Source organism: Citrobacter sp. GW821-FHT07H02 (assembly GCF_059418505.1).
In genome coordinates this window covers 1-23,706 of sequence record NZ_JBWKPZ010000003.1, presented here as the reverse complement: position 1 = coordinate 23,706, position 23,706 = coordinate 1, and the positions used below count along the sequence as shown (strand labels likewise).

Annotated in this window: 21 protein-coding genes and 1 pseudogene; 4 read left to right on the top strand and 18 right to left on the bottom strand. The window is 53.1% G+C overall.

Annotation, left to right across the window (positions count from 1 at the left end; all coding sequences use genetic code 11):
* Positions 1-233: 233 nt before the first annotated feature.
* The 10 genes from nth to blr form a co-directional block, all read right to left on the bottom strand.
* On the bottom strand, positions 234-869 hold the full coding sequence (gene nth / locus AC07NP_RS05340; protein ID WP_494659792.1) for an endonuclease III: 636 nt from the start codon (positions 867-869) through the stop codon (positions 234-236).
* Positions 866-1,561, bottom strand: a complete 696-nt coding sequence (locus AC07NP_RS05335; protein ID WP_203357935.1) for an electron transport complex subunit E — start codon at positions 1,559-1,561, stop codon at positions 866-868. Before AC07NP_RS05335 ends, nth begins: the two co-directional genes overlap by 4 nt.
* Before the next feature lie 3 nt (positions 1,562-1,564).
* Positions 1,565-2,185: an electron transport complex subunit RsxG gene (gene rsxG, locus AC07NP_RS05330; protein ID WP_494659791.1), complete on the bottom strand. Its 621-nt coding sequence runs from the start codon at positions 2,183-2,185 to the stop codon at positions 1,565-1,567.
* Positions 2,186-2,188: 3 nt separating this feature from the next.
* The gene (rsxD, locus tag AC07NP_RS05325) at positions 2,189-3,247 is read right to left on the bottom strand and encodes an electron transport complex subunit RsxD (RefSeq protein WP_494659790.1); all 1,059 of its coding nucleotides are present in this window, start codon (positions 3,245-3,247) and stop codon (positions 2,189-2,191) included.
* Positions 3,248-5,362, bottom strand: a complete 2,115-nt coding sequence (gene rsxC, locus AC07NP_RS05320) for an electron transport complex subunit RsxC (protein ID WP_494659789.1) — start codon at positions 5,360-5,362, stop codon at positions 3,248-3,250.
* Positions 5,355-5,933 (bottom strand): electron transport complex subunit RsxB, encoded by a 579-nt coding sequence (gene rsxB, locus AC07NP_RS05315; protein ID WP_203357931.1) that lies wholly within the window; start codon positions 5,931-5,933, stop codon positions 5,355-5,357. Before rsxB ends, rsxC begins: the two co-directional genes overlap by 8 nt.
* The gene (rsxA, locus tag AC07NP_RS05310; protein WP_005121199.1) at positions 5,933-6,514 is read right to left on the bottom strand and encodes an electron transport complex subunit RsxA; all 582 of its coding nucleotides are present in this window, start codon (positions 6,512-6,514) and stop codon (positions 5,933-5,935) included. The genes rsxB and rsxA overlap by 1 nt, the downstream gene beginning before the upstream one ends.
* A 76-nt stretch (positions 6,515-6,590) precedes the next feature.
* On the bottom strand, positions 6,591-7,031 hold the full coding sequence (locus AC07NP_RS05305) for a DUF2569 domain-containing protein (protein ID WP_192612120.1): 441 nt from the start codon (positions 7,029-7,031) through the stop codon (positions 6,591-6,593).
* A 91-nt stretch (positions 7,032-7,122) separates the two neighbouring features.
* Positions 7,123-7,338 carry a transcription modulator YdgT gene (gene ydgT, locus AC07NP_RS05300; protein ID WP_162380406.1) on the bottom strand — a complete coding sequence of 72 codons (216 nt, stop codon included), beginning with the start codon at positions 7,336-7,338 and terminating at the stop codon, positions 7,123-7,125.
* Between the two features lie 304 nt (positions 7,339-7,642).
* Positions 7,643-7,768 (bottom strand): division septum protein Blr, encoded by a 126-nt coding sequence (gene blr, locus AC07NP_RS05295; protein WP_203361281.1) that lies wholly within the window; start codon positions 7,766-7,768, stop codon positions 7,643-7,645.
* A gap of 241 nt (positions 7,769-8,009) precedes the next feature.
* Here blr and AC07NP_RS05290 point away from each other — a divergent pair, with 241 nt between their 5' ends.
* Entirely contained in the window at positions 8,010-9,050 is a 1,041-nt protein-coding gene (locus AC07NP_RS05290; RefSeq protein WP_494659788.1) for an oxidoreductase, read from the top strand.
* A 55-nt stretch (positions 9,051-9,105) separates the two neighbouring features.
* Here AC07NP_RS05290 and add read toward each other — a convergent pair whose 3' ends face one another.
* From add to malX, 3 genes are all read right to left on the bottom strand, one after another.
* Complete coding sequence (gene add / locus AC07NP_RS05285) at positions 9,106-10,107, bottom strand: adenosine deaminase (RefSeq protein ID WP_494659787.1); 1,002 nt, start codon at positions 10,105-10,107, stop codon at positions 9,106-9,108.
* 102 nt (positions 10,108-10,209) lie between these two features.
* Positions 10,210-11,382 carry a MalY/PatB family protein gene (locus AC07NP_RS05280; RefSeq protein WP_494659786.1) on the bottom strand — a complete coding sequence of 391 codons (1,173 nt, stop codon included), beginning with the start codon at positions 11,380-11,382 and terminating at the stop codon, positions 10,210-10,212.
* Positions 11,383-11,392: 10 nt separating this feature from the next.
* Entirely contained in the window at positions 11,393-12,985 is a 1,593-nt protein-coding gene (gene malX / locus AC07NP_RS05275) for a maltose/glucose-specific PTS transporter subunit IIBC (RefSeq protein WP_494659785.1), read from the bottom strand.
* 201 nt (positions 12,986-13,186) lie between these two features.
* Between malX and AC07NP_RS05270 the strand changes: the two genes are divergently transcribed.
* Complete coding sequence (locus AC07NP_RS05270) at positions 13,187-14,215, top strand: Mal regulon transcriptional regulator MalI (protein WP_276291843.1); 1,029 nt, start codon at positions 13,187-13,189, stop codon at positions 14,213-14,215.
* A gap of 83 nt (positions 14,216-14,298) precedes the next feature.
* On the opposite strand, the gene AC07NP_RS05265 is transcribed toward AC07NP_RS05270, so the two are convergent.
* Positions 14,299-15,807, bottom strand: a complete 1,509-nt coding sequence (locus AC07NP_RS05265) for a YdgA family protein (protein ID WP_494659784.1) — start codon at positions 15,805-15,807, stop codon at positions 14,299-14,301.
* A 101-nt stretch (positions 15,808-15,908) separates the two neighbouring features.
* Positions 15,909-17,084: a mannose-6-phosphate isomerase gene (gene manA, locus AC07NP_RS05260; RefSeq protein ID WP_494659783.1), complete on the bottom strand. Its 1,176-nt coding sequence runs from the start codon at positions 17,082-17,084 to the stop codon at positions 15,909-15,911.
* A gap of 198 nt (positions 17,085-17,282) precedes the next feature.
* On the opposite strand from manA, the gene fumB reads away from it, so the two are divergent.
* Both fumB and fumC read left to right on the top strand, forming a co-directional pair.
* Complete coding sequence (fumB, locus tag AC07NP_RS05255; RefSeq protein WP_494659782.1) at positions 17,283-18,929, top strand: class I fumarate hydratase; 1,647 nt, start codon at positions 17,283-17,285, stop codon at positions 18,927-18,929.
* A gap of 143 nt (positions 18,930-19,072) precedes the next feature.
* On the top strand, positions 19,073-20,476 hold the full coding sequence (gene fumC / locus AC07NP_RS05250; protein WP_494659781.1) for a class II fumarate hydratase: 1,404 nt from the start codon (positions 19,073-19,075) through the stop codon (positions 20,474-20,476).
* Here the strand turns inward: fumC and tus are convergent.
* The 3 genes and pseudogenes from tus to AC07NP_RS05235 form a co-directional block, all read right to left on the bottom strand.
* Complete coding sequence (gene tus, locus AC07NP_RS05245; RefSeq protein WP_494659780.1) at positions 20,473-21,402, bottom strand: DNA replication terminus site-binding protein; 930 nt, start codon at positions 21,400-21,402, stop codon at positions 20,473-20,475. The two genes, fumC and tus, sit on opposite strands and share 4 nt — an antisense overlap.
* 68 nt (positions 21,403-21,470) lie before the next feature.
* Positions 21,471-22,778: a two-component system sensor histidine kinase RstB gene (gene rstB, locus AC07NP_RS05240; RefSeq protein WP_494659779.1), complete on the bottom strand. Its 1,308-nt coding sequence runs from the start codon at positions 22,776-22,778 to the stop codon at positions 21,471-21,473.
* Between the two features lie 29 nt (positions 22,779-22,807).
* Positions 22,808-23,115: pseudogene (locus AC07NP_RS05235) on the bottom strand (tyrosine-type recombinase/integrase); the annotation flags it as partial.
* Between the last annotated feature and the right edge of the window lie 591 nt (positions 23,116-23,706).

Genomic DNA, 23,706 nt, shown 5'->3' with positions numbered 1-23,706 from the left:
ACTTTAACAAGAAGTGGTAAAAAAATTCACATCGAGTTATCAAAGTGATCTTGATCACGTATGAATAGAAATTTCCGCTATCAAAAAAACGATTAACCTGGTGGAGTGTTTAATAGCCAGCATATTCCATTGGAAAGGCTTTCTGACCTGGTATCATTGTCGGTGAATGACGGCGTCTCGAGGGTGTAACAAAACGTTATGAATGTAAGGAGGATAGGCATCCTCCGTGTCGCTCAGATATCGACTTTCTCTTTAAATTCACAGAGATCCTCAATAATGCAGGAACCGCAACGGGGTTTCCGGGCGATACAGGTGTAGCGTCCGTGAAGAATTAACCAGTGGTGGCAATCGACTTTAAATTCCGCCGGAACCACTTTGAGCAGCTTTTCTTCAACCTGCTCAACATTCTTGCCCGGTGCAAACTGGGTTCGGTTGCAGACGCGGAAGATATGCGTGTCGACGGCAATGGTCGGCCAGCCAAAGGCGGTATTGAGTACCACATTGGCGGTTTTACGTCCTACCCCTGGCAACGCTTCCAGTGCGGCGCGGTCTTCAGGAACTTTACCGTTATGTTGCTCCAGCAATATCCGACAGGTTTTGATGACATTCTCGGCTTTGCTGTTGAACAGGCCAATCGTCTTGATATAGGACTTAACGCCCTCTACGCCGAGTTCCAGCATCGCCGCAGGGGTGTTGGCGACAGGGTAGAGCTTCGCCGTCGCTTTGTTCACGCTAACGTCCGTGGCCTGCGCGGAGAGCAAAACGGCGATCAGCAGTTCAAACGGCGACGTAAAGTTTAACTCTGTCGTGGGGTGTGGATTGTTGTCGCGAAGACGCGTCAGGATTTCCAGACGTTTTGTTTTGTTCATGAGACATTCCCTGTTTCGCCTGCTGGTGAATCTGCCGTAACGGCTTCGGCACGACGCTTTTTCATCTTCTCATCGATAAGGTATTTCACGGCCAGCATGAGTCCCAGACCGATAAAGGCTCCCGGCGGCAACATTGCCAACAGGAACGGTGAGTCGGTATGGAAAATTTCTACTCGCAACACTTTTGCCCAGCTGCCGAGCAGACCGTCTGCACCGTCGAATAAGGTTCCGTTGCCGATGATTTCGCGAAGCGAACCGAGCACAAACATTGCGCAGGTGGCGCCCATCCCGATAGAAAAACCGTCAAGCGCCGACAGCGCCGGGCCTTTTCTGGCGGCAAACGCCTCTGCACGGCCAACCACAATGCAGTTCGTCACAATCAGCGGGATAAAAATCCCCAGCGACTGGTACAGGCCAAATGCATAAGCATTGATCAGCATTTGTACTGCGCTGACTACGGACGCAATGATCATTACGTAGATAGGGATGCGGATCTCCGCGGGTGTCCAGCGACGCAGTGCCGAAATCGTCAGGTTGGTGAGTGTCAGCACAAGCGTCGTGGCAAGACCTAAACCGAGCGCGTTGGTGGCGGTTGAGGTGACTGCCAGCAGAGGGCACATACCGAGTAACTGCACGAGGGCGGAGTTATTTTTCCAGAGCCCCTGAACAATGACGTCTTTAATTTCGCTCATGGTTTATTCTCCACAGGCGGTGAGTTGGGGGAGTTGCGCAGGCAGCGTTTGCGCATACAGACCTGCGCGTTTCACCGCATTAACAACTGCTCGCGGCGTAATGGTCGCGCCGGTGAACTGGTCAAAGTCGCCGCCATCTTTTTTTACCGCCCAGTGCGCATCATTTTCTCCGCCGATGCTCTTGCCCGCAAAGTGGGTTATCCAGTCGGAGAGCCGCAATTCTATTTTGTCGCCCAGACCCGGCGTTTCGTGGTGCTCTGTCACCCGCGTGCCGAGGACTGTACCGTTGAAATCGGCACCCACTAACAGCCGAATTGCACCGGAGTAACCATCCGGAGCTGTAGCTTCGAGAATTGCCGCAACAGGCGTATCGTCCATACGGGCGATATAAACACGATGCGTACCTTTCCCCAATGCCGGGCTGTTTACGACAAAGCAGCTATTCTGTAGGTTATTATTGTAGCGGTCCGCCGGAATAACCTGATCAAACAACACTTTTTGCTGCAACGCTGCCTGCTCATCGATCGTCGTTTTTGTCATCATATTGATGGCGGCGGTCAGTCCTGTCGAACCCGCTGCAAACAGCGCCAGCGTGATGCCGTGTTTACGAATTGTTTTCAGCATGGTTTATCCTTTTCGATGACCGTACACGCGAGGTCGGGTGTAATAGTCGATCAGGGGAACGGTGATGTTTGCCAGCAGAACGGCAAAGGCCACACCATCGGGATAACCGCCAAAACTGCGGATAAGCCAGACTAACAAGCCGGCCAGCGCGCCAAAAATCAACCGGCCACGATTCGTCGTTGAGGCTGTCACAGGATCGGTCAATATAAAGAATGCGCCCAGCATGGTCGCGCCAGAGAGCAAATGTAACTGAGGGGATGCCAGTGACTGAGGTGAAAAAAGCCAGCCTAACGAAGCGCAAAGGGCAAGCGTCAGCAAGAAACTGACGGGAATGTGCCATTTGATAGCCTTCGTCCACAGTAGCCATACGCCGCCAGCCAGCCAGGCCAGGTTCACCCATTGCCAGCCAGCACCTGCCAACATCCCGCTGTAGATGGGGTATTGCATGATCTGCTCAACAGAGTGACCCGCATGCAGCGATGTCTTAAAGGTATCCAGCGGCGTTGCCTGGCTGATACCGTCAATACCCATCCGCAGCGTGTTCATATCACCGCCAGCGGCGGTATGTCCGGTGAAAATAACCTGTAGCGCATCGGAAAAACCAGGAACAGACGCTGCGATTTCGTGCGGAGGCAACCAGCTGGTCATCTGTACCGGAAACGAGATCAGCAGCACCACATAGCCAATCATCGCCGGGTTAAACGGGTTTTGCCCAAGGCCGCCGTACAGCTGCTTGGCAATAATGACGGCAAACACAGTCCCCAACACGACCATCCACCAGGGGGCGAGCGGCGGAATACTCACTGCCAACAGTAAACCCGTAAGCAGGGCGGAGTTGTCTTTTAATATCGAGACGACAGGCTGTTTACGTAGCTGGAGCACGGTGGCTTCAGCAATCAGCGCACTGGCCGAGGCCAGGAGTATCTGGAACAACGTACCCCAACCAAAAAACCACAGCTGCGCGGCAATCCCCGGCAACGCGGCGATAAGCACCAGTAACATGATGCGCGATGTCTGGCGCTGGTTATGGGTGTAAGGAGAGCTTGCGATTCTGAATACCATTTATTCCTCGTTAACAACCTGCTGCTGTGCGGCTTTTTTTGCCTGAGCGCGGGCAATCGCCGCTGCGATGGCGGCTTTGCGTGGATCCACGGGCTCGGCAGGTTCACTGACTGACTGCTGTTCCTGTTTACGCGCTTTGGCGCGGGCAATGGCCGCTTCGACGGCAGCTTTGCGCGGGTCCACGGGGTCGGCAGGTTCACTGACTGCCTGCTGTTCCTGCTTACGTGCTTTGGCGCGGGCAATGGCCGCTTCAACGGCGGCTTTGCGCGGATCTACGGGCTCAGCGGATTCACTGACTGCCTGCTGTTCCTGTTTACGCGCTTTGGCGCGGGCAATCGCTGCTTCAATGGCGGCTTTGCGTGGGTCTACGGGGTCGGCTGGTTCACTGGCAGTCTGCTGTTCCTGCTTACGTGCTTTGGCGCGGGCAATCGCTGCTTCGATGGCGGCTTTGCGCGGATCTGCATCGGTACGGCTCTCTTCGATGTTGCCGTTTTCAGCCTGTTTTGCTCTGGCCTGTGCTTTGCGCGCTTCTCGCGCGGCAATCACCGCACTATTGTCAGGTTTCGCCCCCGCCTGAATCACCACCGGTTGCATTGCCTGGGCTTGCTTTTCTTTCACGCGAGCCAGCGCGGCGGCAATCGCATCATGATCTTTCGCGGCAGGCTGTACAGCGGCGCTTTTGTGTCGCTCAAGACGCGCGGCTTTCTCACGCTCAAGTCGTGCCTGTCGGGCTTCGAAGCGTGCTTTCGCTTCTGCGGCGCGCTTTTCTTCCTGACTGATGGCGTAGAGCTCGGCTTTTTCCTGCCGGAAGTACTGCACCAACGGGATATTGCTCGGGCATACCCAGGCGCAGGCGCCGCATTCAATGCAGTCCGCCAGATTGTGCGCCGTCGCTTTGTCGTGCTGCTGGCCTTTGCTAAACCAGTACAACTGCTGAGGCAACAGATCGGCCGGACACGCATCGGCACAGGCGCTACACCGGATACAGCCTTTTTCTTCCTGCGGTTCGCCCATTTCAGTGGCCGATGGCGCAAGGAGACAGTTGGTGATCTTCACGACCGGAACATCCAGCCACGGCAGGGTGAAGCCCATCAGCGGCCCTCCCATAATCACCATCTGATCGGCGGAAGGGCAAAAACCGGCATCGTCAAGGAGGTGGCGAACCGGTGTGCCCAGTCTCGCCCAGACGTTGCCGGGGCGACTCACCGCCTCGCCAGTCAACGTCACGACGCGCTCGGTGATCGGTTCACCATCAATTACCGCGCGTTTGACGGCATACGCGGTGCCGACGTTTTGCATCAAAACACCGATATCGGAAGAACGACCGCCATGCGGAACCTGCTTACCGGTCAAAATTTGTGTGAGCTGTTTTGCGCCGCCGGAAGGGTATTTCGTCGGGATAACGCGCAGCGAAATGTCGTGCGCGTCCGCCAGTACCGCCCGCAACATGGAAATGGCCTGCGGTTTGTTATCTTCAATGCCGATCAAAATCTCACGCGGTTGCAGAATGTGCGCGAGAATGCGGATACCTTCGACCACCTGGGCGGCGCAGTCCTGCATCAGGCGGTCATCTGCCGTAATATAGGGTTCGCATTCCGCCGCATTGATGATCAGCGTTTCGATCTTGTCGCCGCCGCCCTGTAATTTAACGCCAGTCGGGAATCCCGCACCGCCGAGTCCGGCAACGCCGTACTGGTGAATACGGGAGATCAGATCTTCACGACTCCGGGTACGATAATCCGCCCAGCCCTCGCGTTCAATCCAGCAATCTTCGCCGTCAGCATCAATAATGACGCTGAGTTCTGCCAGGGCGGAAGGATGCGCGGTGGAATGGGGAGCAATGGCAACGACGGTGCCGGAGGTTGGCGCATGAACCGGCAGCATTTTTCCGCGACCGCGGGTCAACGGTTGTCCGCGTAACACGCGATCGCCCACGTTGACGCACAGTTCACCTTCGGCGCCAATGTGCTGTTTTAAGGGAATGACGAAACGCGGCGCCAGCGGAACCTGGCGCAGGGGCGTACCGTTTGACTGGGTTTTCATTTCCGGTGGATGAATGCCGCCGTCAAAATCCCAGATCTTATCTTTTCTAAAGGCAGAGAATAACTTAAGCATGTTGTTCCACGGGAATGATACGAACGGGAATGGTGTTCAAATCCCACTTCCAACTGTCAGGCGTTTCAGCCACCGGACGTAATTCGATGCACTGGGTCGGGCAAGGGTCGACACACAGATTGCAGCCGGTGCAGAGATCGCTCATGACCGTGTGCATCGCTCGGGTGGCACCCACAATCGCGTCTACCGGGCAGGCCTGAATACATTTCGTGCAGCCGATGCAGTTGTTTTCATCAATGATTGCCAGCATGCGGACCGGGATGAGTTCCTGTTCATCCCCGTCAATGGGTTGCGGGTCTACATTCAGTAATTCCGCAATTTTGAGCATGACGGCTTCACCGCCAGGCGCGCAGCGGTTTATTTTCTCACCTTCGCTGCCAATCGCCTCTGCGTAGGGGCGACAGCCAGGATAACCGCATTGCCCACACTGGCTTTGCGGCAGAATTTCGTCAATTTTCTCGACAACCGGATCATCTTCAACCGCGAAACGGCGGGAGGCATAACCCAGAATGGCGCCAAACGCCAAACCCAGCAGGCTCACGGCGGCAACGGCAATCCAGATAGCATTCATTACAACTTCACCAAACCACTAAAGCCCATAAAGGCTAATGACATTAAACCTGCGGTAATCAGCGCTATCGCGTTGCCACGGAAGGGGGCAGGAACGTCTGCCACGGCGAGGCGTTCACGAATCGCGGCGAATAACACCATGACCAGAGAGAAGCCGACGGCCGCGGAAAAACCGTACAGCGCCGACTGCAGAAAATTATGACCGAGGTTGATGTTGAGCAACGCCACGCCTAACACCGCGCAGTTGGTGGTGATAAGCGGCAGAAAGATCCCCAACAGACGATACAGTGCTGGACTGGTTTTACGCACCACCATCTCGGTAAATTGCACGACCACGGCAATGACTAAAATAAACGCCAGCGTGCGCAGATAGATGAGATCGAGCGGGATAAGAATCCAGGTGTCGATCAACCAGGCGCAAATAGACGCAAGCGTCATCACAAACGTGGTTGCAAGCCCCATACCCATCGCGGTTTCCAGCTTTTTGGAAACTCCCATGAATGGACAAAGACCCAGAAACTTAACCAGTACAAAGTTGTTGACCAGCACAGTTCCGACAAAGAGCAGCAGGTAATCAGTCATTTTTCGGCCTGAAATAAAAAAGCCGCCTATTATCTGTCAATCTACAGCAGGCGACAACAGGTGAACTGTAAGGTTATTACGGGTTCACAAACGTGGCTTTTACGCGCGCTGAACGTTTGAAATAGGGCGCCATCAGGGCAGCCGCCAGTAATGGAAACAACAACTGGCGAACGGCAAAAGCATCAGGCACTGGCGAAAACGCAAACGCTTTGATGGCCAGTAATACGGATATCAGCAGCCAGAGAATATAGTGCTTAGGCACACATTGCCTGCGTTTGAAGAAGGCAATTGTCAGCCACAGCGTGTAGTACCACATCGCAATCGCAGTCAAAAATGAAATGCCCCAGAGCACTAAGTTGCCCGTCTCTTGTTCACTCAGCGCTTTTAGCGTTTGCGGATTCGCAAGCGCAGTGACGTAAAGCAGCAGTGCCAGTGATGCGCTCAATAGCGCGACTAACAGCCAGGCTAACGGGCCAAGCAACCAGCCTCCAATGCGTTGTGCCGGTGTTGTGGTCATATCTTCTCCAGATTTGCTGGCGCTAACAGGCATACCCTCTATTTTGGGGCGATTATTATAAATCTTTTAACGGTGATCGCTACTCTCTTCGTTATTGCACGTAATGCCAGACAGATTTGGGCACCTGACCGACATCAAACAGTCGTCCACCGGAGATCAATTCCGCACGACGATGGTCGGCGGCACGGTACATATTGATAATCTCCCGATCGTCAGTCAGCGTGTAGTTAAGATGGTCGAACAATTTTTCCAGACTTTCGAGTGAACTGATTTTACGGAATTTTAATAGATAATCCTGGACAGTCATAAATAGGGATCCATATTAAAAAAATAACACTAACGGAGTAGTAAATATGAAAATACACAACCAGGCGCAGGGAACGTTAAGCGACACGTGATTTTCAAAATAAGATAGTTCTTACGTATAAACAGGCGGGTGCAATTAAGCACCCGCCGGAAGGGTAACGCGCTTCTTTAAAACAGGCAATAAACGTCGGGTCTGGACGCGGTACATTTATCCTATTTTGATAAATTTACAGCGGATTCACGGGGTGACCAAACGGTAAACATCCTCGCGTCATGCCATGTACGGCATCTGATCCCGGCGACGTTTATTTTTTCCCAACGGTGGCGGTAGGTTCTGGAGGTTGATAATTGTCGATATGACTGGCTACACCCAAAAGAATGACGGAGACCACAAGAACAACCCAGCCTGTTAATTCAATAAGACGATTCATTACTGACGACATTTGCTTTGATTTATCCATAAACACAGGATGCAAATGTTACCCATCAACATTTAAGACGGCAAGTTCATCGGGAACGATTTCAACGACTTTTTCACAACAAGTTTAGGTAAAGTGGCATTTGTTTGACTTAAGTTAACTTATGGCCTTTGTCGTTGTAAGGCCACTAAACTATTGTGAGTGGTTATTGGATAGTGTGAAATGTGAATGTTCTGTAATGAGAGGCAATGACATGAGTGACAACATCCGTGTTGGGTTAATCGGTTACGGTTATGCCAGCAAAACTTTCCATGCACCTTTGATCGTAGGGACGCCTGGACTGGAGTTGGCGGCGGTATCCAGTAGTGATGAAACAAAAGTGAAGGCTGACTGGCCTTCTGTGGCGGTTGTCTCTGAGCCTAAACATCTTTTCAACGATCCGACTATCGACCTTATTGTGATCCCCACCCCGAACGACACGCACTTCCCGCTGGCAAAAGCGGCGCTGGAAGCGGGGAAACACGTCGTGGTGGACAAACCGTTTACCGTGACACTGTCACAAGCGCGTGAGCTGGATTCACTAGCCCGCAGTCTGGGACGGGTGCTTTCCGTTTTCCACAACCGGCGCTGGGACAGCGATTTCCTGACGCTGAAGGCGCTGCTGGCTGATGGTGTGCTGGGCGAGGTGGCGTATTTTGAATCTCACTTTGACCGCTTTCGTCCGCAGGTTCGCGATCGCTGGCGGGAACAGAGCGGACCGGGCAGCGGTATTTGGTATGATCTGGCGCCGCATTTGCTCGATCAGGCCATTAATCTGTTCGGCTTACCTGTCAGTATGACGGTCGATCTCGCGCAACTGCGTCCGGGCGCGCAGTCTACCGATTACTTCCATGCCGTGCTGGCCTACCCACAGCGCCGGGTCGTTCTGCATGGCACGATGCTGGCGGCAGCGGAGTCGGCTCGTTATATCGTGCACGGTTCGCGCGCAAGCTACGTGAAATATGGTCTTGATCCGCAAGAAGAACGTCTGAAAAATGGCGAACGTCTGCCACAGGAGGATTGGGGCTACGATATGCGTGACGGTGTGTTAACGCGTGTTGAGGGTGAAGAACGTGTGGAAGAGACCTGGTTGACCGTTCCGGGTAACTATCCGGCTTATTACGCCGGTATCCGCGATGCGCTGAACGGTAACGGTGAAAATCCGGTTCCGGCGAGTCAGGCTATTCAAATTATGGAACTGATTGAACTGGGTATTGAGTCAGCGAAACACCGTGCAACGCTAAGTCTTACCTGATTTTCTCTCTTTTCGGCAATGCCGGATAAGCGTGGCTTATCCGGCAACGATACGCTTACGCCGCAGCCACTTTTTCACGTAGTGCGCGTTTTTCCGCTTCACTCAGGAAAGCCATTTCCAGGCCGTTGATTTGCGCCTGGCGAATCTGCTCACGTGACAGACCTGCCGCAGGCGCCGCGACGGTGTATTCGTGAATAATATCTACCCCTTGTACGGCAGGATCATCGGTATTCAGGCTTGCCATCACGCCGTGCTCAAGGAACGTTTTCAGTGGGTGTACGGCGAGCGATGCGACGGTGCTGGTCTGAATATTGGAGGTCAGACACGATTCAATCCCGATACGCTGCTCAGCCAGAAAATCCATTAACGCACGATCTTCAACGGCTTTTACGCCATGACCAATTCGCTCAGCGCCCAGCTCACGGATAGCCTGCCAGATACTTTCCGGACCGGCCGCTTCGCCTGCGTGGACGGTAATATGCCAGCCAGCGTCACGTGCGCGATTAAAGTGTGACAGGAACAGGCTACCCGGGAATCCGAGTTCGTCGCCAGCCAGATCGAGGGCGGTGATGCGATCGCGGTGGGCCAGCAATGCCTCAAGCTCCTGCAGACATGCCGCTTCACCGAATGTGCGGCTCATGATGCCGATCAGACGGACTTCAACACCGAACGCCTGGCTGCCTTCCTGCACGCCAGCGATGACCGCTTCGACCACGCCCGCAACAGGGAGTTGATGGCTCATTGCCATGTAGCCCGGCGAAAAACGCAGTTCAACATAATGCAAACCGTTACGTGCGGCATCTTCCACGTTCTCGTAGGCCACGCGACGACAGGCATCCAGCGAGGCCAGCACTTTCACGCCCCAGTCCAGCTTTGAGAGAAAACTGACCAGGTCAGGTTCTGTCGAGGTTACCTGTACATGTGGGATCAGGGTTTCAAGTGTTTGAGCGGGGAGGGTCAAATTAAACTGGCGGCCAAGATCAAGAATAGTTTGGGCACGAATGTTGCCATCAAGGTGGCGATGAACATCAGTTAACGGAAGGGAAGTATCAATCATGGTCGCACTCATTTTTTGAATATAAAAGTGCTCGCTATTATAAAAACAAACGGGGGGTAAAATCTATGTTGCGCAATGATTAATTTCATTGCGCAACCAGAGTTAGCGTACGGCCCGGATAGCGTTGATTAAACCGGTAACGCCTTTTTCAAGTTTCGCGCGGGGACAACCGGCATTCAATCGCACAAACCCCCGGCCATCCTGACCGTAAGTATAGCCGGGCATAATGGCGACTTTTTCCTGATAAATCAGCGCATCCTGTAATGCCTTATCATCAATGTTTAACGGACGAAGATCGATCCACGCCAGATAGGTGGATTGCGGCGCCTGCCAGTTTAGCTCCGGAAATGCTGTATTCAGTGACTGCGCGATAAAGTCCAGGTTATCTCTCAGGTAGTCGCGTAGCGCATCTAGCCACTCCGCGCCGTCCTGATAGGCGGCAATGTGCGCGGTAAGCGCCAGTACTGCCGGTGAAGACAAACCATCGCGGCCTTTCAGGGCGCTCAGGTAGCGTTCCCGACTGCTTTCATCTTCGATAAGCCCGTATGCCCCGGTTAATGCCGGGATATTGAAACTCTTGGACCCGGAGGTCAGCAGGGCCCAGTGACCGCGCGCCACGTTGCTCCAGGGGATGTGAGGTTGCTCTCCCCAAACCATATCCATATGAATCTCATCAGAAATAACCCGGACGCCGTGACGATGACAAAGTTCCGCCATGGTCTCCAGTTCATCACGAGTCCAGACTTTGCCCGTGGGATTCTGAGGACTGCATAACAGCAGGATCTTGCTCTCAGGGCGAGCGAGTACGGCCTCGAGCTTTGTCATGTCGCAGAGCCAGTCGTTATCACGTTTTTCCAGCGCAACAGGAAGAACGGTGCGTTGGTTCCCCTCAATGGCTTTATAAAAAGCATCATAAGCCGGGGTATGGATGACCACGCCTTCGCCCACATTGGACCACTGGCGGATCAGCTCAGACACCATATAGATAACGGAGGGACCATACACCACCGATTGAGGGTCAATCGGGGTGTGGTGGCGCGTCAAAAACCAGTGGCTGATGGCGCCTAAAAATTCCTCGTTTTTCCAACGACTGTACCCCAGAACACCGTGCGTCAGGCGCTGATTCAGCGCCTCAAGAATGCAGGGGGCAGTGGTGAAATCCATATCAGAGATGGTAAATGGCAGCAGATCGGCGCAACCAAAACGGTCGGCGACATAATCCCACTGCGTACACCAGGTTCCGTGCCTGTCGACAACCTTCGAAAAATCGAACATATCGCTATCCTTATGCCTGAACGGTGTTCATCAGACTGGCCATTTCGTCTTTCACAGACTGTACCTGCGGGCCAATGACCACCTGTAAATTGTGCTGGTTCAGCTGTACCACGCCGATGGCACGATTGTCTTTTAGCGCCTGCACATTCACCAGCGACATGTCCTTAACCGACAAACGTAAGCGTGTAATGCAGTTATCCAGGTTGACGATATTGTCACTGCCACCCAGCGCAGCGAGGATGGCCGGAACGTTATAGCCGGATTTTCCAGGCGCACCGGCCACGACTTTCTCAATATTGTTGGCAATTTCCGTATCGCGACCCGGCGTCTTCAGATTAAAGCGGGTAATGGCGAAGCGGAAAATCACGTAGTAGACCGCAAACCAGACGGCGGCCACCACCGGCACCAGATACCACTTCGTGGAGAGGCCGTGCAGAATACCGAATACCACAAAGTCGATGATGTTGCCGTCGGTGTTACCGATAGTGACGCCCAGAATCGCCATAACGGTGAAGCCAAGGCCAGTCAGCAGGGCATGAATCACATACAACACGGGAGCGACAAACAGGAACAGGAACTCCAGCGGTTCTGTCGTTCCGCCGACGACGCAGGCGATCAGACCTGAAATCAGCAGCCCTTTAATTTTGTGACGGTTTTCCGGGCGGGCGCAGTGATACATAGCCAATGCCGCACCTGGCAGACCGCCGAGGAAAGCCGGCATTTTCCCCTGAGACAGGAAGCGGGTCGCGCTTTCAGAGAAACCGTGGGTGGTAGGGCAGCTCAGCTGTGCCTGGAAAATGGTCAATGCGCCACTGACGCTATGGCCGCAAACCTCCTGCGTGCCGCCCGCTTCGGTGAAGCGAATCAAGGCCACCAGAATATGGTGCAGACCAAACGGCAGCAACAGGCGTTCACCGGTACCAAAAATCATTGGACCGAAATCACCGGCGCTGTTAATGATGTGTCCCAGTCCGCTGATACCCATCGCGAAAACCGGCCACACCAGCGGGATAACCAGACCGACAAGTCCCATCACTACGGAAGAGATGATCGGAACAAAACGGGTGCCGCCAAAGAAGGCCAGCGCGTCCGGCAGACGGATGTTATGAAAACGCTCATGCAGCATCCAGACGATAATCCCGGCGATAACCGCGCCGAGGATCCCGGTGTCGATCGACTGGATCCCCAGAATATTCTGTACGTTGTTGGCTTTCAGAATCGCGGCATCGGTGGTCGGAAGGATCCCTTTCGCGGTTAACCAGAAGTTCACCGCAAGGTTCATCACGGCATAGCCGACGAATCCCGCAAAGGCGGCAACGCCTTTGTTTTCACGCGCCAGCCCGAGCGGGATGGCGATACAGAACATCACCGGCAGGAAACTGAACGCAAAGGAGCCGACTTTACTCATCCAGGTAAACAGGGCCTGTAGCACAGGATTCCCCAACGCCGGGATCAGCGTGATAACGTCATGGCTGCTCAGAGAGCTACCGATGCCCAGCATGATCCCGCAGAAAGAGAGCAGGGCCACGGGCAACATAAACGTTTTCCCCAGCTGCTGAAAAAACTCCCATAAGGTTATTTTTGGCGTTGTTCTCGTCGTCATCTAACGATTCCTTGTGAAAAGAAGGCTCTGTTTTAGGTTTGTGGGACGAAAAGATAAAACGTTTTACCTAATTTTAGTGCGGCATAAATCACATTACAGAAGGATAATAAAGCGTATAAATATAAGTAATTGATAAAACGTTTTATCTCTATCCGGTCAAGGCACGGGTAGGTCACGTTTTCGGGGGAGTTTTCAGTTTTCATGGCCATAGCCAAAAAAATTACTATCCATGATGTTGCGTTGGCTGCGGGTGTCTCTGTCAGTACCGTTTCATTAGTACTTAGCGGTAAAGGCCGCATTTCGTCGGCCACCGGCGAACGGGTGAATGCGGCGATTGAACAGCTCGGGTTTGTTCGCAATCGTCAGGCTTCGGCGCTGCGCGGCGGGCAGAGTGGCGTCATTGGATTGATTGTGCGTGACCTGTCGGCCTCTTTTTATGCAGAACTGACCGCCGGGCTGACGGAAGCGCTGGAGTCGCAGGGGCGGATGGTTTTTCTCCTTCACGGCGGTCAGGACGGCGAACAGCTAACGCAACGCTTTTCTATGTTGCTCAATCAGGGCGTCGATGGTGTGGTGATTGCCGGTGCGGCAGGCAGCAGCGATACCTTGCGACAACTGGCAGAGGAAAAAGGGATCCCGGTGGTGTTTGCTTCACGCGCCAGTTACCTTGATGAAGTGGATACGGTCCGCCCGGATAACATGCAGGCGGCGCAGTTGCTGACCGAGCATCTCATTCGCCACGGGCATCAACGCATTGCATGGCTCGGGGGGCAAAGTTCATCGCTGACCCGGGCTGAGCGCGTCGGCGGCTATTGCGCAACCCTCCTGAAATTCGGTTTGCCGTTTCACAGCGACTGGGTACTGGAATGTGTTTCCAGCCAGAAGCAGGCAGCCGAAGCGATTACCGCCTTGCTGCGACACAACCCGACCATTAGCGCGGTGGTCTGCTACAACGAAACTATCGCGATGGGTGCGTGGTTTGGGTTGATGCGGGCAGGGCGTCAAAGTGGCGAAAGCGGCGTGGATCGCTATTTTGATCAGCAAATTTCGTTGGCGGCGTTTGCCGATGTTGCGGAACATGCACTGGATGATTTGCCCATTGTCTGGGCCTGTACCCCCGCCCGCGAGATAGGGTATACCCTGGCGGAACGCATCCTGCAGAAGATTGGTCACGAAGAGAGCGTGTCGCGTAGCCAGACCATTTCGGCCCGACTTATCACCCAGAAGTAACGTTCTGGCGCAACGGCTGAACCCATCGCGAAGCGAATTGCCCGATGAGCGTAATGTCATCGGGCAGACTGCGTGTTGAAAAATTACGGCTGAGGTACGGCAGGCGCTTGTGGAACAGGGAGCGTCGGCATGCCAAACATCCCCACGAACTCATCTAACGGCATTTTTTGCCCGTTAAGTGTTACCTGACCGTTCGCGTACTGCAGGCTGGTGGCAATGGCATTATCCTGCATCGTCGTGATACGGAACATTTGTCCCATCGCAGCGAGACCTTTTACCTGTTGATTCGCCATACTGGCCGCTTCTTCCGGCTGATAGCCTTCAAGCTTTGCGACCTGCGTCATGAACTCAACGGCCATATCCACCGGGATCGTCAGCTTACCCTCGAGGGATTTAACAGAGCGGTCCAGCTCCTGCGCCAGGCTTTGCGGCTCAACGGTTGAGGTTGTCGGATCTTTCAGGAAAAGAGATAAATTAAGTGCTGTTTCACCTTTGGCGTTTTTCCAGCTCAATGGCGCAACAGTGATCACCGGTTCGCCTTTCAACAGCAGCGGCAGGGCGGTGAAAAACGCTTCAGTCACTTTTTCCTGATAAAGGTCAGGATCTTGCACCACGTCCGGTTGTGCCATCAGCGCTTGTGTTTGCGCGTTATACTGCTTACTAAACTGATGCCAGGCTTCAGCATTAATCTGGCCCGCTTTCAAGGTTAGTTGACCGCTACCCAAATCCTGCCCCTGAACTTTAAGACTCTTAAGCGCGTAGTCCAGTTGGCTGTTGATGGTTTTACCATCAGGCGTCAGTTCGGATTTCCCGCTGATGTTCATCCCTTCCAGTACCGACATCTCTTTGCCTTCGACTGAGATTGCCAGTTTTTCTACCGACAGCTGTTGGTTACCTATGCGCCCGCCAAAACTGGCGACGCTACTGGCACCGTCGGTTTTCAGGTTATTAAAGGTGATTTGTACTTTCTGGTTATATTCATTGACGGCATCAACCAGTCCGCTTTGCGCTTCACCCGTCAGAGAAAGGATGCTCCCGTCTTTGTCTGCATCGAACTGGAATTCACCCCCGCTGAATGCCACTTTTTCGCCTTCATTTTCGTAGCTTAACGGCTTGATGGCGATACTGGAGCGCGTGTCGCCACTGTAGGCGATACGGGAGTTAATTTCGAACGGTGACTCACCTTTGGCGAAATCAAACAACGGCTTACTAAACGCATTGTTCACCAGGGTGGTCTTGACTGAGGCCATTGAAGGGACAAGATTCAGCGTCTTCAACTGGGCGAACGGGAAGGGACCGTGATCTACCGCTTCATTCACCACCAGACTTTGGTCTGGTTTCATCCATGGACTTTCTTTACCTGCGATGGGTTTTACCACCAACTGCAACTGGCTGCTAAATACGCCACGCTGGTAGTTCTGATAACTGAGTTCTATGTTCGCTTCCGGTGAATTCAGTTTAAGTTGGGTATTAGCCTCAGAAATCATCTCGGAAAGATGCGTTTCCAGTTTCTTCCCTGTGTACCAGGCGCCACCCGTCCAGACGATGCCAAGTGCAACGATGACTCCCGCAGCTACCAGCGATTTTTTCATATCGATTATCCATAAAATGAAACCAGGCGGGAGAATCCGCCTGGATAAGTTATAAGCCACTTACTAGCTTAGCAAGAGTTGTTAAAAAATTCAGTATGTTGCTAAAGCTTGTTATAAACCCTGGCTAAACGGCCCACGCCGCTGGCAGAAACCGGAGACTCTTGTGCGCCAATAAATGCCGATTCTCCCGGCTTAAGGACCAGCCGCTCTTCGCCTTTGCTCAGTACCGCTTCACCTTCAACGCAGAACAGAATGGCCGCGCTTTGCTGGGCGATAGCCGTTTCCTGCGCAGACAGGTCATGCAGGGAAAACGCAAAATCATCCACCGGGATAGGGAAGTCCAGCTCCGCACCGTTTTTGACCGGGGTGGTCAGCAATTGAGACGCGGGTTTTGCCACAAACTGAACGTTGGCGACAAGTTCCGGGATATCAATGTATTTTGGCGTTAATCCGGCACGCAGCACGTTGTCGGAGTTCGCCATGACTTCTAAAGCCACGCCCTGCAGGTACGCATGCGGCGTTTCGGCAAACAGGAACATGGCCTCGCCAGGGTTCAGTTTGACCACATTCAGCAGCAGCGGTGAAAAGAGGCCGCTGTCATCCGGGTAGAACTCAGAAATAACACGGATAGTCTGCCACGGTTCGCCTTGTTGGCTGTTCAGTGCGGCTTTTAACACCGCCAGCGCGCGGGATTTCTCCTCACCCTTCATATTGAGCAGGCTGGCAAAGAGCTGACTCAGACTTTCCGCGTTAGGGGCTTGCAGGAAGTGCGCAATGGCTGGGTGTGCGCCGGAAACTGGCTGTAGCAAAGAAACAATCTCGGAAAACTCACGAAACGCATTCATCGCCAAAAATGGCGTCAGGGCAAAAACCAGCTCGGGTTTGTGGTTCGGATCTTTATAGTTGCGCTCTGCGGCATCCATCGGGATACCCGCGGCATTCTCTTTCGCAAATCCGACTTCAGAATTGTGTTTGTTCGGGTGTACCTGAATGGAGAGCGGTTGCGCGGCGCACAGCACTTTAAACAGGAACGGCAACTCACCAAAACGGTTAGCGACCGCATCGCCAAGCAGCGCAGATTTGTTACTGTCGATCACGTCGCGCAATGAGACGGTTTGACCGTGAGCATCCTGAACTTTTGAGCTGCTTTTCGGGTGCGCCCCCATCCAGAGTTCAGCCATCGGCTGCTGAGACGGATTGGCGATCCCATAGAGTTCTGTTAACGCAGTTTTACTTCCCCAGGCATAGTTTTGCACTGAGTTGATGAGTTTTTGCATTATCAAGCCTTGTTTCAATGTGGAAATTAATGCGTGTATTAAAGCAAGAAACCCAGTGGAAGTAACCTCTGCACGTAAAAAGTCGTCCTTGTCTCAGTTTTTGTTAAAAAAATGTGTAGGATAGGTGAATTGCTTTTTAGCAGGGCTTTGGAAAATCTGCCCAGAGTATAAACAGACCGAGCTGTAAGTGAGAGTACAATGTCAAACAAACCCTTCCATTATCAGGATCCTTTTCCCCTCCAAAAGGATGACACCGAATATTATCTACTGACCAGTGAGCATGTTTCCGTTGCCGAGTTTGCCGGGCAGGAAGTGCTCAAGGTTGCCCCGGAAGCCTTAACCCTCGTTGCCCGACAGGCATTCCATGATGCCTCTTTTATGCTGCGTCCTGCGCACCAGCAACAGGTGGCCGATATTCTGCATGACCCGGATGCCAGCGAAAACGATAAGTATGTCGCACTGCAATTTTTGCGTAACTCCGACATCGCTGCTAAAGGTATTTTGCCAACCTGCCAGGATACCGGCACGGCGATTATCGTCGGTAAAAAAGGTCAACGTGTCTGGACAGGCGGCGGCGATGAAGCCGCGCTTGCCCGCGGTGTCTATAACACCTACATCGAAGACAACCTGCGCTATTCGCAAAACGCCGCGCTGGATATGTACAAAGAGGTCAATACCGGCACCAACTTGCCTGCGCAGATTGATCTCTACAGCGTCGATGGCGACGAATATAAATTCCTGTGTATCGCCAAAGGCGGCGGGTCGGCGAACAAAACCTATCTGTATCAGGAAACCAAAGCCCTGTTATCACCCGGAAAATTGAAAAATTATCTGGTCGATAAGATGCGCACGCTGGGGACGGCGGCTTGCCCACCGTACCACATCGCCTTTGTGATTGGCGGTACCTCGGCGGAAGCAACGCTGAAGACCGTCAAACTGGCTTCGGCAAAATACTATGACGAACTGCCAACCGAAGGTAACGAGCACGGCCAGGCGTTTCGTGATGTCGAACTGGAAAAAGAGCTGCTGATTGAAGCGCAAAATCTTGGGCTGGGCGCGCAGTTTGGCGGGAAATATTTCGCACACGACATCCGGGTGATTCGTCTGCCGCGTCACGGCGCGTCATGTCCGGTGGGAATGGGCGTCTCCTGTTCTGCGGACCGCAACATCAAGGCGAAGATCAACCGTAAAGGTATCTGGGTAGAGAAACTTGAGCACAACCCGGGGAAATACATCCCGGAAGCGTTACGTCAGGCCGGTGAAGGTGAGGCGGTTCGGATCGACCTTAATCGCCCGATGAAAGCGATCCTTGAGCAACTGTCGCAGTATCCGGTATCGACGCGTTTGTCGTTGAACGGCACCATTATTGTGGGGCGCGATATTGCTCACGCAAAGTTGAAAGAGCGTCTGGATAACGGTGAAGGTTTGCCGCAGTACGTGAAAGATCATCCTATCTACTACGCCGGCCCGGCGAAAACGCCAGAAGGGTATGCCTCTGGTTCGCTTGGCCCAACCACCGCAGGACGTATGGATTCCTATGTGGATCAGCTCCAGTCGGCAGGCGGCAGTATGATCATGCTGGCGAAAGGCAACCGCAGCCAACAGGTTACCGATGCGTGTCATAAGCACGGTGGCTTCTATCTTGGCAGCATTGGCGGTCCGGCGGCGGTACTGGCTCAGGGCAGTATCAAGAGTCTGGAGTGTGTGGAATATCCTGAACTGGGGATGGAAGCTATCTGGAAAATTGAAGTCGAAGATTTCCCGGCCTTTATTCTTGTCGATGATAAGGGCAACGATTTCTTCCAACAGATTCAGACGTCGCAGTGCGCACGCTGCGTTAAGTAACGTCAGCCGCCCTTCGGGGCGGTTTTTTTTACCGCACAAACTACCAAATGGCGGTACTGATTTCGTTGATACTTATTAAGACCGCAAGCAAGTGGGCCATGTCGAAACATAACCTAATCAAATGATTGTATAAGGAGCAGGTCATGGTAACGGTACGCCGCGAGAAAGATTCGATGGGCGCGATTGATGTCCCGGCAGATAAGCTATGGGGCGCGCAAACCCAGCGTTCGCTGGAGCATTTTCGTATTTCTACGGAGAAAATGCCCGTCTCACTGATCCACGCGCTGGCGCTGACCAAGCGCGCAGCGGCAAAGGTCAACGAAGATTTAGGATTACTGTCGGCGGAGAAAGCCTCTGCTATCAGGCAGGCGGCAGATGAAGTGCTGGCTGACAAACATACTGATGAGTTCCCGCTGGCTATCTGGCAGACCGGGTCGGGAACCCAGAGCAATATGAACATGAACGAGGTGCTGGCAAACCGTGCCAGCGAACTGATGGGCGGCGTTCGCGGCATGGAACGCAAAGTGCATCCGAATGATGACGTCAATAAAAGTCAGAGTTCGAACGACGTTTTCCCGACGGCGATGCATGTCGCTGCGCTGCTGGCGTTGCGCAATCAGCTGATCCCACAGTTGAAGGTATTGACCAAAACGCTCACCGAAAAATCCCACGCCTTTGCGGATATTGTCAAAATTGGCCGTACACACCTGCAGGATGCGACCCCCCTGACGCTTGGCCAGGAGATTTCGGGCTGGGTGGCGATGCTGGAACACAATCTCAACCATATTGAGCATAGTTTGCCGCACGTCGCGGAACTGGCGCTGGGCGGAACGGCCGTCGGAACCGGGTTGAATACCCATCCGGAGTATGCCGGCCGGGTGGCGGATGAACTGGCGGTAAGTAGCGGCGCGCCGTTTGTTACTGCGCCGAACAAATTTGAAGCGCTGGCAACCTGTGATGCGCTGGTCCATGCGCACGGTGCGTTAAAGGGGCTGGCAGCGTCGTTGATGAAAATTGCCAACGATGTGCGCTGGCTGGCGTCAGGCCCACGCTGTGGAATTGGCGAGATTGAAATTCCAGAAAATGAACCGGGAAGTTCGATAATGCCGGGTAAAGTGAACCCGACCCAGTGTGAAGCGCTGACTATGCTGTGTTGCCAGGTGATGGGCAATGATGTAGCAGTGAATATGGGCGGGGCATCAGGCAATTTTGAGCTTAACGTCTATCGTCCGATGGTGATTCATAACTTCCTGCAATCTGTTCGTTTGCTGGCAGACGGTATGGAGAGTTTTAACGCGCATTGTGCCGTGGGAATTGAGCCGAATCGTGAGCGCATCAACCAGTTGCTCAACGAATCGCTGATGCTGGTGACGGCGCTCAATACGCATATCGGGTATGACAAAGCAGCAGAAATCGCCAAAAAAGCGCATAAAGAAGGGCTGACCCTGAAAGCGTCAGCCCTGGCGTTAGGCTACCTGACGGAAGCGGAGTTCGACAGCTGGGTTCGCCCGGAATTGATGGTCGGCAGTATGAAACCGGGCCATTAATCCGCCACATACAGGTGCAGCCGTGGGATGATCAATCGTAACGGCTGTGCCTGTGGTTTAAAACGGTGCTGAATATTTTCAGCATCGTAGTTTAACAATTCACCAATATCCGGTACGCCAGCGCCGTTGTCCGTATTAATCAACGCGATAAGCGGTGTCGGACAGGCATGCTGAACCTGTTTCTGTTGCCCTTTGTACCAGACTCTGGCGATAGGTTGCACTTTCACCGGCCGCTTAATCTTCAGTCTGGCGTGTTGCCCCAGGGCAGCGATATCCTGATATTCGCGTTCCAGTTTGGTCTGCCACTCTTCGCGGGTCCACGGGTAAACGCTACGCGGCGAACTGAGACTCTTCTCCAGCTGCGCCAGAACATCATCGCGGCGCAAATTCTTGATGATATGTTTGTTTGCCCAGCCAAATCGCAAGGTGGCCGGATCGCGAATAACCGTCAGTGTGCGGTAAGCATTCAGCGTAATAAGCCCGGGTAAATGCCGGTGTACCCACTCGAAACGCGCATTGGGCGCAAGGGCGGATTCGACCGTCACAAGATGCTCAAACGTGGTTTTTAACTGGTTGATGCGTTGAATCCGATTTTCGAACATCGCCTGCGTGGCATGATCAACCTGATAGCAGAGCACCCCCGGCAGACGTACTGCGGCTTTGCTGCTGCGATGTTCAGACTGCTGCTGGATAAACAGGTGACGGTAATGGCGCAAAGCCAGCGCTTCGGCTTCCTTCCCCAGATGCTGTTTAACGTCGATGGTTTCCAGCGGCGAATGTTCGGCCTCTTTTGTCACTTCTGGCAGAGAAAAGACACGCGCCATCAGCAAGGTATGCTGCTCAAGCTTTTCCGTCAGGTCTGCCAGTTCTTGCTCTATCTGGCGAAAGGTACCATTCAGGCGTTCAACAAGATCGTAACGGGCCATATGTTCACCATTTTAGTTACAACATACTTATTGTATACCACAACATTCCACGCCTGACCACCGTGCGGTTAAGGTCTTACAGGGGGGAAATCGGCGATGTCGTGCCAGACTGGCCAGTTGAAACTGAACTGTGCGCCGCCCAACGTGCTTTCGCTACAGCTTACCGTTCCCCCCATTGCCAGCGCGATTGAGCGAACAATCGCTAATCCGAGTCCGCAACCGCCCGTGGCGCGATCCCGGCTGGGATCGAGGCGTACAAACGGCTCAAAGATGCGTTCACGCGCATCGGGTGCGATACCCGGGCCATCATCCTCAACAAGCAGGGTGGCCTGGTTGCCCGCTAACAGCAGACTGACATGCACGGTGGAATGACAGTAGCGCAAAGCATTGTTAAGCAGGTTATCCAGTACGCGCTCCATCAGTCGCATATCCAGCGCGCCGTAATCGCCAGACACCAGGTTGCTCAGATGGACTTCACGTTCAGGATTGACGCTTTGCACATCGTCAAGATGGGCAATCAGCCAGGCGGGGAGGTTGGGGACCGTAAGCTTTAATTCATTTTGCGGCCGATCGAGGCGAGCGTAGGTCAGTAATTCCTCAATTAACGCTTCCAGTTGACCAATATCGCGATTAAGCGCCAGCGACTCTTGCTCGCTCAGATTGTCGCTCATCTCCAGGCGATAGCGCAAACGTACAAGCGGAGTGCGGAGCTCGTGGGCAATGCCATCAATAAGCTGTTTTTTGCTGGCAATAAGGGCATTGATGTTATCCGCCATTTGGTTAAAGGCGATCCCGAGGCGTTCGAAGCTGGAACCATTGTCAAAATGGAGCCGCTCGGTGAGATGTCCCTCGCCGAAGCGTTGCGCTGCGGATTCCAGCCTTAACATCTCCTGCCAGTGTGGCCGCATCCAGATAAAAACTGGAAAGGCGAGGGAGATAGCGATAAAGGCCATCAACGCCATATCCAGCAAACGCATTTGATGCAGAAAATAGAGATACGGCACCGGCCCCACGGCCAGCACGTAGTGGCTGCGCGGAATACGCTGAATAAACGTGTATTGATCGTCAAGCGCGACGATATCGCCTTCCCGCAGTCGCTGCGTCGTGATGCTATCCAGTTTGTATTTATTCAGCGGTTCAACACGCAGATCGAATGAGAGATTGAGGTCCATCTCTTTAAGGGTTTTCCCCCAGTCGCTGGGAGGGATCTCGCGCAGTTCGCTGCGCATCAGGTACAGCGAACTTTTCATCAAATCGTCAAGCGATTGCTTACCTGCGCGCTCGGCAGTGAATTTATAAACCAAACCAACCAGCAAGGTCATGACCAGAAAGCAGACAAACAGCAACAGATAAAACTGCACAAACAGCTTTTTCATGACATCACACCATAAATACAATGAGTTAGCTAAACTGGTTTTACCGTCAGGGGCACTATGGGGGCAGAGTTGTATTCATCGATGCGCTTGTTGAGGAATGCAATCTGATCACCGTCCAGAGCATGTATCCAGGCAGAGTACACTGTATAAACCCGCTGTGCGTTTTCATGTCCCATTTGTGTTGCTATAAAAGCAGGGTTTGCACCGGCTGACAACATCCAACATGCAAACGTATGACGTGTTTGATACGGACGGCGACGTCGTATGTTCGCCTACGAACGGCAACGTTCCAGATCGAATTAATGGAACTCACAGAATAACGTGCAATTTGCTTACCCGCAGAGCGGTTCAATAAGTGTGTTGCATCCATCGGTTGAACTCACAACCAAGAGCGGACTTTTGGTAGTTGTCAGTAGGAAGGTATTTGAGCAGAATGAGACTGCCTTCAAGCATGGCCATTTTTTATACAGCCAATCACTATTGAATCTAGCTCCGAAAAGGGCTACTGACCCACAAAAGAAAGGATGCACGAGATCGAGCTATGCGTACTCATCAACTGAATAAATCCCGTAAGCTGTATCGCAGCGTCAACACGACTACGCGACACCATTCTAATAATCCAGGTGCTGAGTATCGCTGGGAACGCAATCGTAAAAAAGTCGGAGATGAGCTACTGGCAAAGCGCGAGACAATGCATGGCAGACAGAAGCGGGGCCGAGATTACACACCATTGTTTTATTTTCTGATCAAACAGATTGGCAAACCATGGGATGAAATATTCAGTGAAGTATGTGGGTGCCTCGATACCACCGAGCCTGTATGATCCTACCCACGTAATGTGGACACAGCCCTTGAAGTGGTTTACTGAATTTGGCCACCTGAACAGAGGTGATATGCTCACCTCAGAACAACACAGGTGCACCAATGA

Excerpts from the sequence above, each read along its gene's own strand:
- nth (WP_494659792.1), bottom strand. The coding sequence starts at position 869 with ATGAACAAAACAAAACGTCTGGAAATCCTGACGCGTCTTCGCGACAAC.
- AC07NP_RS05335 (WP_203357935.1), bottom strand. The coding sequence starts at position 1,561 with ATGAGCGAAATTAAAGACGTCATTGTTCAGGGGCTCTGGAAAAATAAC.
- rsxG (WP_494659791.1), bottom strand. The coding sequence starts at position 2,185 with ATGCTGAAAACAATTCGTAAACACGGCATCACGCTGGCGCTGTTTGCA.
- rsxD (WP_494659790.1), bottom strand. The coding sequence starts at position 3,247 with ATGGTATTCAGAATCGCAAGCTCTCCTTACACCCATAACCAGCGCCAG.
- rsxC (WP_494659789.1), bottom strand. The coding sequence starts at position 5,362 with ATGCTTAAGTTATTCTCTGCCTTTAGAAAAGATAAGATCTGGGATTTT.
- rsxB (WP_203357931.1), bottom strand. The coding sequence starts at position 5,933 with ATGAATGCTATCTGGATTGCCGTTGCCGCCGTGAGCCTGCTGGGTTTG.
- rsxA (WP_005121199.1), bottom strand. The coding sequence starts at position 6,514 with ATGACTGATTACCTGCTGCTCTTTGTCGGAACTGTGCTGGTCAACAAC.
- AC07NP_RS05305 (WP_192612120.1), bottom strand. The coding sequence starts at position 7,031 with ATGACCACAACACCGGCACAACGCATTGGAGGCTGGTTGCTTGGCCCG.
- ydgT (WP_162380406.1), bottom strand. The coding sequence starts at position 7,338 with ATGACTGTCCAGGATTATCTATTAAAATTCCGTAAAATCAGTTCACTC.
- blr (WP_203361281.1), bottom strand. The coding sequence starts at position 7,768 with ATGAATCGTCTTATTGAATTAACAGGCTGGGTTGTTCTTGTGGTCTCC.
- AC07NP_RS05290 (WP_494659788.1), top strand. The coding sequence starts at position 8,010 with ATGAGTGACAACATCCGTGTTGGGTTAATCGGTTACGGTTATGCCAGC.
- add (WP_494659787.1), bottom strand. The coding sequence starts at position 10,107 with ATGATTGATACTTCCCTTCCGTTAACTGATGTTCATCGCCACCTTGAT.
- AC07NP_RS05280 (WP_494659786.1), bottom strand. The coding sequence starts at position 11,382 with ATGTTCGATTTTTCGAAGGTTGTCGACAGGCACGGAACCTGGTGTACG.
- malX (WP_494659785.1), bottom strand. The coding sequence starts at position 12,985 with ATGACGACGAGAACAACGCCAAAAATAACCTTATGGGAGTTTTTTCAG.
- AC07NP_RS05270 (WP_276291843.1), top strand. The coding sequence starts at position 13,187 with ATGGCCATAGCCAAAAAAATTACTATCCATGATGTTGCGTTGGCTGCG.
- AC07NP_RS05265 (WP_494659784.1), bottom strand. The coding sequence starts at position 15,807 with ATGAAAAAATCGCTGGTAGCTGCGGGAGTCATCGTTGCACTTGGCATC.
- manA (WP_494659783.1), bottom strand. The coding sequence starts at position 17,084 with ATGCAAAAACTCATCAACTCAGTGCAAAACTATGCCTGGGGAAGTAAA.
- fumB (WP_494659782.1), top strand. The coding sequence starts at position 17,283 with ATGTCAAACAAACCCTTCCATTATCAGGATCCTTTTCCCCTCCAAAAG.
- fumC (WP_494659781.1), top strand. The coding sequence starts at position 19,073 with ATGGTAACGGTACGCCGCGAGAAAGATTCGATGGGCGCGATTGATGTC.
- tus (WP_494659780.1), bottom strand. The coding sequence starts at position 21,402 with ATGGCCCGTTACGATCTTGTTGAACGCCTGAATGGTACCTTTCGCCAG.
- rstB (WP_494659779.1), bottom strand. The coding sequence starts at position 22,778 with ATGAAAAAGCTGTTTGTGCAGTTTTATCTGTTGCTGTTTGTCTGCTTT.